Annotated in this window: 3 protein-coding genes and 1 pseudogene; 2 read left to right on the top strand and 2 right to left on the bottom strand. The window is 76.7% G+C overall.

Annotation, left to right across the window (positions count from 1 at the left end):
* Positions 1–152 precede the first annotated feature (152 nt).
* Positions 153–1469 (bottom strand): annotated as a pseudogene (locus tag ACFYUY_RS37420) (PP2C family protein-serine/threonine phosphatase); the annotation flags it as partial.
* A 169-nt stretch (positions 1470–1638) separates the two neighbouring features.
* Positions 1639–3075, bottom strand: coding sequence for an NAD(P)/FAD-dependent oxidoreductase (locus ACFYUY_RS37415; RefSeq protein ID WP_387907591.1), 1437 nt, complete (start codon positions 3073–3075; stop codon positions 1639–1641).
* Positions 3076–3550: 475 nt separating this feature from the next.
* Between ACFYUY_RS37415 and ACFYUY_RS37410 the strand changes: the two genes are divergently transcribed.
* On the top strand, positions 3551–4417 hold the full coding sequence (locus ACFYUY_RS37410) for a TetR/AcrR family transcriptional regulator (RefSeq protein WP_387907588.1): 867 nt from the start codon (positions 3551–3553) through the stop codon (positions 4415–4417).
* Positions 4418–4745: 328 nt separating this feature from the next.
* Positions 4746–7019: a sigma-70 family RNA polymerase sigma factor gene (locus tag ACFYUY_RS37405; RefSeq protein WP_387907585.1), complete on the top strand. Its 2274-nt coding sequence runs from the start codon at positions 4746–4748 to the stop codon at positions 7017–7019.
* The last annotated feature ends 55 nt before the right edge of the window (positions 7020–7074 follow it).

Raw genomic sequence — 7074 nt, 5'->3', positions numbered from 1 at the left:
GCGCGACCCAGCCCGAGCCGGGAAGTGGTGTTTCGGAGGATTGGCTGCCCCGGGACCGTCCGCGCCGATGCGTGTCCGGTGCTCCCTGCCAGGCAGCTCGAAGAACACTAGACCTCGGGTGGAGCCGAGTCAAGCCCCGGTTCCGTGCCGGTGCCGGCCTGCTCGGCGGGCAGGTGGAAGGCCAGCACGGCGACGTCGTCGTCGTGCTCGGAGGTCACGCCCATGGCCCGCAGCAGCCGGGCGCAGATCACGTCGGGTGCGCCGACCGCGCCGGTCAGGGTGCGGGCGAGGAGGTCGAGGCCCTGGTCGATGTCCTCGTCGCGGCGTTCGACCAGACCGTCGGTGTAGAGGACGCCGGTGGTCCCGGGCAGCAGGCGCAGGGTGTGGGAGACGTGGAGGCCGTCGCCGGTGCCGAGCGGGGGGCCGTTCTGCTCCTCGCTGCGCAGGACGGTGCCGTCGGGGCAGCGCAGCAGCATGGGGAGGTGGCCGGCGGAGGCGTAGGAGAGGGTGCGGCGGTGCGGGTCCCAGACGGCGTAGGTGCAGGTGGCGATCTGGTTGGCGTCGATCTCCATGGCGAGGCCGTCGAGCAGGCGCATCACCTCGTGCGGCGGCAGGTCGAGGCGGGCGTAGGCGCGGACGGCGGTGCGCAGCTGGCCCATGACGGCCGCGGCGCGCAGTCCGCGGCCCATGACGTCGCCGATCACGAGGGCCGTCCGGCCGCCGTCGATGGCGATGACGTCGTACCAGTCGCCGCCGACCGCGGCCTCGGCGCCGCCGGGCTGGTAGGTGGCGGCGACCCGGAGGTCGGCCGGCTGGTCGAGCTTCTGCGGGAGCAGGCTGCGCTGGAGGGTGACGGCGGCCTCGCGCTGGCGGCGTTCGGCCTCGCGGAGCCGGGCGGCGGCGAGGACCTGGTCGGTGACTTCGGCGGCGAAGATCAGCACGCCGGCGGGTGGTCCGTCGCCGGGGGTGTCCGCGGGGCCCGCGGGGTGTCCGTCGTCGCCGGTGTCGCCGGGGCCGAGCGGGACGCAGGAGACGTTGTAGTAGCGGTTGCCGGTGAGGCCGAGGATGCAGCGGGCCTTGACGCTGCGGGGCCGCCCGCTGCGGATGACCTGGTCCATCAGGGGCAGGACGCCCATGGTGCCGAGTTCGGGGAGGGCCTCGCCGGCGGGGAGGCCGGTGGTGCGGTCGCCGAAGAGTTCGCGGTAGGCGCGGTTGGCGTAGCCGAGCTGGTGGTGCGGGCCGTAGGTGACGGCCACGGGGGCGGGGATGCGGTTGAGGACCTCGCGCAGGTTCTGGGGTTTGTGCGGGTCGAGGAGTTCGGCCGGACCGGAGAGGTGGGTGGGGTCGCGGGGGCTGGGGACGACGACCCCGTCGGTGGCGGGCGCGCCGTCGTCGGTGCCGGTCCCGGTGGGCGGGGCGGCACGCCGGGGGACTCCGGTGAGCCGGGCGCTCCAGCGCATGAGGTTCAAACGACGGCCGCTTCCTCGATTTCCAGGCATATCATCACTTTTTGTGTGCATGGCAACACACGGGGTAATGACTAGGTTGGGCTGATCCTGTCAGGCGAGGGCCCGATTCCGGAAGTCGCCCGCCCGGCGTGGTCGTCCGATCCGCGCCCCGGCCCGGGCGCCGGGGCGCTCACCGGGGGCCTTCCGGGCCGCCGTCGGGCCGCCGGCCGAACCCCGCCTCGAACTCCGAACGCGGGTGCTCCACGGCGCCCAGCGAGACCACCTCGCGGGAGAACAGCCCGCCCAGCACCCAGTCCATCAGCACCCGCACCCGGCGGTCCGCGCTCGGCAGCCGCCGCAGGTGCCGGGTCCGGTGCAGCCACCAGGCCCGCCGACCGGTCAGCCGGCCGCCGCCCCGGGTGTGGGCGACGGCGCGGTGACGGCCCAGGGAGGTGGAACAGGCGGCGCGACCGGGCCGGTACTCGGCGAGCTGCGGCGCGTGCGGGCCGGCGTCCAGCGCGATCGCGATGTTCCGCGCGAGCAGTTCGGCCTGGGCGAAGGCGTGCTGGGCGTTGGGGGCGCAGGGCGCTCCGTCCGCGGCCGGGTCCGGTACGGCGGCGCAGTCGCCGGCCGCCCAGACACCGGGCAGCGCCCGCCCGTCCGGGCCGACGGCCTGCAGGGTGGCGAGGCAGCGGACCCGGCCGAGGGTGTCCAGCGGCAGGTCCGTGTCGCGCAGCAGCGGGGAGGGCCGCACCCCGGCCGTCCAGACCAGCGTGCGGGCGGCGAAGCGGCTGCCGTCGGAGAGCGCGACGACCCGGCCTACGGCGGACTCCAGCGTGGTGCGCAGCCGGACGTCGACGCCGCGCTCGCGGAGCTGGCCGAGGGTGTGCTCGGCCAGCTCCGGCGACTCCTCGGCCAGGATCCGGTCGGTGGCCTCGACCAGCACCCAGCGCAGGTCCTCGACGGCGACGTTGTGGTAGTCCCGGACCGCGTGCCGGGCCATGTCCTCCAGCTCGGCGAGCGCGCCCACGCCCGCGTAGCCGCCGCCGACGAAGACGAAGGTGAGCGCGGACTGGCGCAGCGCGGGGTCGCGGGTGGCGGAGGCGAGGTCGAGCTGGTCCAGCACGTGGTTGCGCAGGCTCACCGCCTCGCCGACGGTGGAGAAGCCCCGGCCGTGCTCCGCGAGGCCCGGCACGGGCGCGGTGCGGGAGACCGAGCCGGGCGCCACCACCAGGAGGTCGTAGGGGAGCTCGACCGGGGCCGGGGGGTCGCCCGGGTTCGCGGCGTCGGCGAACGCGCGCCGGGCGGCGTGCTCGATCCGGGTGATCCGGGCGGTCAGCACCCGGCAGTGCGGCAGGGCCCGGCGCAGCGGGACGACCACGTGCCGGGGGTCGATCGAGCCGGCCGCGACCTCGGCCAGCAGTGGGTGGTAGGTGAAGTACGCCTGCGGCTCGACGACGGTGATCTCCACCTCGCCCTTCCGCAGCCGTTCCCGCAGGCCGCGCTGCAGGTGCAGCGCGGTGGCCATCCCGGCGCAGCCGCCGCCGGCGATCAGGATCCTGATGGTGCGCCTCCTGCCGATGTGACGATTCGTCCCGGCCTCGCGGTCGGGGGTGTCCCCCGGCACGCCCCCCTATGAAGGACCGGCGGGGGCGGTCTTGTCCACAGTCCGTACCGGGCCGGATGGGGCGGGAGTGCCGGGTGTGGCCACTTGTGCTGCCCGGGCGACTTTCTGACGCACTTTCGGCCGCGAACGGCCGTGAACTATGGTCGGATTGTGTGCTGGAGCGGCTACCGCCATGACAATCGGCGGCGACGCACCGTGGAGCGGCCACTACGGCCAGTTCCAGCGTTGGCACGAGAACCCGACTGCGGGACAGTCATCCGGGGAAGGGTAGTTCCCGGACGAGGCCCCGGACGGTGCCGACGCGCCGGGCCGGACGCGAACCGGACCGGCGGCACGAACCGTGGTCACCAGGGACGGGACGGGCGGCACGAGCGATGGGTCATCGGGTCATCAATGACGGGCTGAGCTGCACCGGGGGGTGCAGGGGCGGGCGACGACAGGGTCCGGGTTCGGGCGCCTGCGGGGGAGAGTTGGGATGATGGAACAGGAGCAGGTGTTGGGACGGGCGGGTGCACCGCACACCGGTCAGGGCATGGTGCCGGAGCAACGCGGCCCGGTGGACCTGACGCCGCACACCGGGACGGCCTACGCGGCCGTCCCCTACCGGTCGGAGCTGCCGCAGGCCGTCGCGCCCGTACCCGGGGCCAGGCTGCGGGTGGACGCCCGGCGGAACCTGGAAAGCGTGCTGCGGGCCGCCCGCGAGGTGTTCGGCGAGTTCGGCTACGGCGCGCCCATGGAGGAGGTCGCGCGGCGGGCCGGGGTGGGCGTCGGGACGGTCTACCGGCGCTTCCCGAGCAAGGAGGTGCTGGTCCAGCGGATCGCCGCCGAGGAGGTGGCCTGGCTGACGGCCCAGGCGCGGGAGTCGCTCTACGGCGGCGACGGCGCGTGGGAGTCACTCGCCGGCTACCTGGCCCGCGCGGTGCACACCGGTGCCGGGCGGCTGTTGCCGCCGGAGGCGTTCCGGTACGCGGAGGAGCTGGGCCGGGTGCCCGGGCAGCGGGTCACCGAACCCGCCGCCGTCCGGTTCGACCTGCGCGGCGATGACGCCCAGGGCGGTGCGGCCGCCGAGCCGTCGGCGGCGGACGCCGATCCGCGGCTGCTGCTCCAGCTGCTGGCGGCGCTGGTCGCCCGGGCCGGTGCGGCGGGCGAACTGCGGCCCGGCGTCACGGTGTCGGACGTGGTGCTGGTGCTCACCGCCTCGGTCCCGGTGCACGCGGCCCGCACGGTGCCGGCGCACGCGGCCGGCTTCTCGGCCGGTGCTCCGCAGACGGAGGGTCAACCGCCGTCCGGGCCTTCGGACCGTCTGCTGGAGATCCTGCTGGACGGCCTGCGGGCGCGCTGACGCGGCACCGCCGGGTCGGCCCACGGGCCCGGCGGGCAAGGGAGTTGGACGATTGACCGGCGCGCGCTCCGGCGAGGCGCGCCGGATGACCGCGACGCGCACCCCGCGGCCGCGCGCCGGGCGAACACATCCGCGACCACCCCTCGGAAGAGTGGGTCCGGCTACCGCCCCCCTCTGCGCTATGCCATCCTTTGCCCGTGGTTGGAGCCAATGTCCCGATGCGCGCCCTTCGCGCGCCGTCGGCGCCGTACAGCGGGGAACAGCGCGCCCACGCGCTCCCGCACGCTCTGCCACGCTTCGGGGGCTGTCGTGGAGTCTGGGGTCCGTTGTGAGCGCCGAGGAACAGAACGAGTACGGGTACGGCCTCGACTTCGGTCCGTCCGGAGGACTCCCCGGAGGACGGCCGGGCCGTCCGGCCGACGGGCCCGCCGCCGCCTCCGGCGGCCCCGCCCACGGGCCGGGCCACGCCCAGGCGCCCGGCGCCCCCGGCCCGACCACCGGACAGGTCCCCGACCAGGCCGGCATGCCCAGCCGTGAGTCGCTCTCCGCCTCCGCCGCCGCGCTGCCCACCGGCCGGGTGCCCGGCCAGGCCCCGGCCGGCCGGGGCGGTGTGGCCCCGGAGGCCTTCGTCGGCGGCGGCCGCCCGGCCCGCCCCACCGTGCCCGCCCCCGCCGACCCGGTCGACGGCGAGCGGCCGCCCTCCGACGCCGAGTTGACCGCCCTGGTCCGGGCCGGCGACGACACCGCGTACGAGGAGATCTACCGGCGGCACGCCGAATCCGTCCGCCGCTACGCCCGCACCTGCTGCCGGGACAGCTTCACCGCCGAGGACCTCGCGGGCGAGGTGTTCGCCCGCACCCTGCAGGCCCTCAGGGCGGGCAAGGGCCCGGAGTTCGCCGTCCGCGCCTACCTGCTGACGGCCGTGCGCAACGTCGCCGCGGCCTGGACCCGCAGCGAGCGGCGCGAACAACTCGTCGACGACTTCGGCGTGTTCGCCCAGACCTCGGCCGCCGTCGTCGACCTCGACCTCGCCGACCCGGGCGCCGACGCCTGGGCGATGGCGATGGCCGACCAGCGCATGGTCATGCAGGCGTACGCCGAACTCCCCGAGGACGACCGGGTGGTGCTCTGGCACACCGAGGTCGAGCGGGAGTCGCCGAAGACCGTCGCGGTGATGCTCGGCAAGACCGCCAACGCCACCGCCGTCCAGGCCCACCGGGCCCGCGACCGGCTCGCCGCCGGCTTCCTGCAGGCCCACATCTCCGGCAGCCAGGACGGCTCCTGCGCGGCGTACGCCAACCGGCTCGGCGCGTACGCCCGCGGCTCGCTGCGCAAGCGCGCCTCGGCGGAGGTCGGGCGGCACCTCCAGGAGTGCGACCGCTGCACGGCCGCCTGCCTGGAACTGACCGAGATCAACACCGGCCTGCGCGCGCTGCTGCCCGGCGGCGTGCTCGTCTGGGTCGGGGCCGGCGGGCTCGGCGCCGCGGCGGCCGCCGTCGGCGGGGCCGCCGCGGTCGGCGGGGCGGTGGCCGGCGGGGCTGCGGCGACCTCCGGTTCGGCCGGCGCCGGTACCGGCGCCGCGGCGGCCGGCGCGGGCGCCACCGCGGGCTCCGGCGGTGGTGGTGGCGCGGCCGCCGCGGCCGCCGAGGGCCTGGGCGCCGCCGCCAAGGCCGGGATCGCCGCCGCCGTCGCGGTGGCCGCGGCCGCCGTCGCCGCGTACGCGCTCACCGGATCCTCCGAACCGCTGCCCCCGGCGGCGGCTCCCGCCGTCACCAGCGCCCCGGCCGCCCCGAGTCCGGTGGCGCCCTCCCCCGCGCCGCCCGTCCCCGCGCCGGCCCCGAGCAGTGCCGAACCGGAGCCGGAGCCGCCCGCGCCGAGCCCGGTCGCCGAGCCGGTCACCCGGCCGACGCGCGCCCCCGCTCCCACCCCGACCGCGGCGCCGACGAGGCCGAAGGCCGCACCGCTCACCCCGCGGGCCACGCCGGCCCCGGAGCCGACCCGCACCCCGGAGCCGGAGCCGACCCCGGTCGCGTCCCCCGTGCCGACGCCGACCGTGCCGGCCGTCCCCACCCCCGAGCCGCCGGACGTCCCCGTGCCGACCGTGCCACCGGTGCCCACCCCGACCGTCGTCCCGCCCTCGCCGCCGGCTCCCACCGACTTCTGGGCCGACTCGCTGCCCGTGGTCAAGCCCGGCCGGAACCGGGTGCCGCCGGAGGGGCCCAGCATCCGGCAGAACGGCAGCGACTGGTTCTGGCAGCGCGCCGGGGCCTGGATCGCCGGTGACCGCCACCCGCACGCCGTGACCGTGCGCGCCCCGGCGACCACCGTGATCGACCTCAACCGCGGCTGCACGTCCTTCGACGCCGTCGCCGGGGTCGACGACACCACCCTGTCGCCCGGCGGCGTGGTCTTCACCGTCCAGGGCGGTGACGGCGACGTCCTGTGGCGCTCCCGCCCGTTGGCCGCCGGGGAGGACGCCGTCCCGGTGCACGTACCGCTGGCCGGGCAGCGGTCGATCCGGCTGGTGGTCACACCGGTGCACGGGGTCTGGTCGGCGCTGAACGTGGCGGACTGGGCCGAGGCCCGCTTCAGGTGTTCCTGAGGCGGGCCCCGGCGGGGTGCGTCAGCGGCCCCGGTCGGACCGGGGCGGGCGGGAC

The sequence above is a fragment of the Kitasatospora sp. NPDC004745 genome, from assembly GCF_042873275.1.
Taxonomy (GTDB): Bacteria; Actinomycetota; Actinomycetes; order Streptomycetales; family Streptomycetaceae; genus Kitasatospora.
Note: the sequence above shows the minus strand (reverse complement) of the source record. Positions and strands in the feature narration are given on the sequence as shown.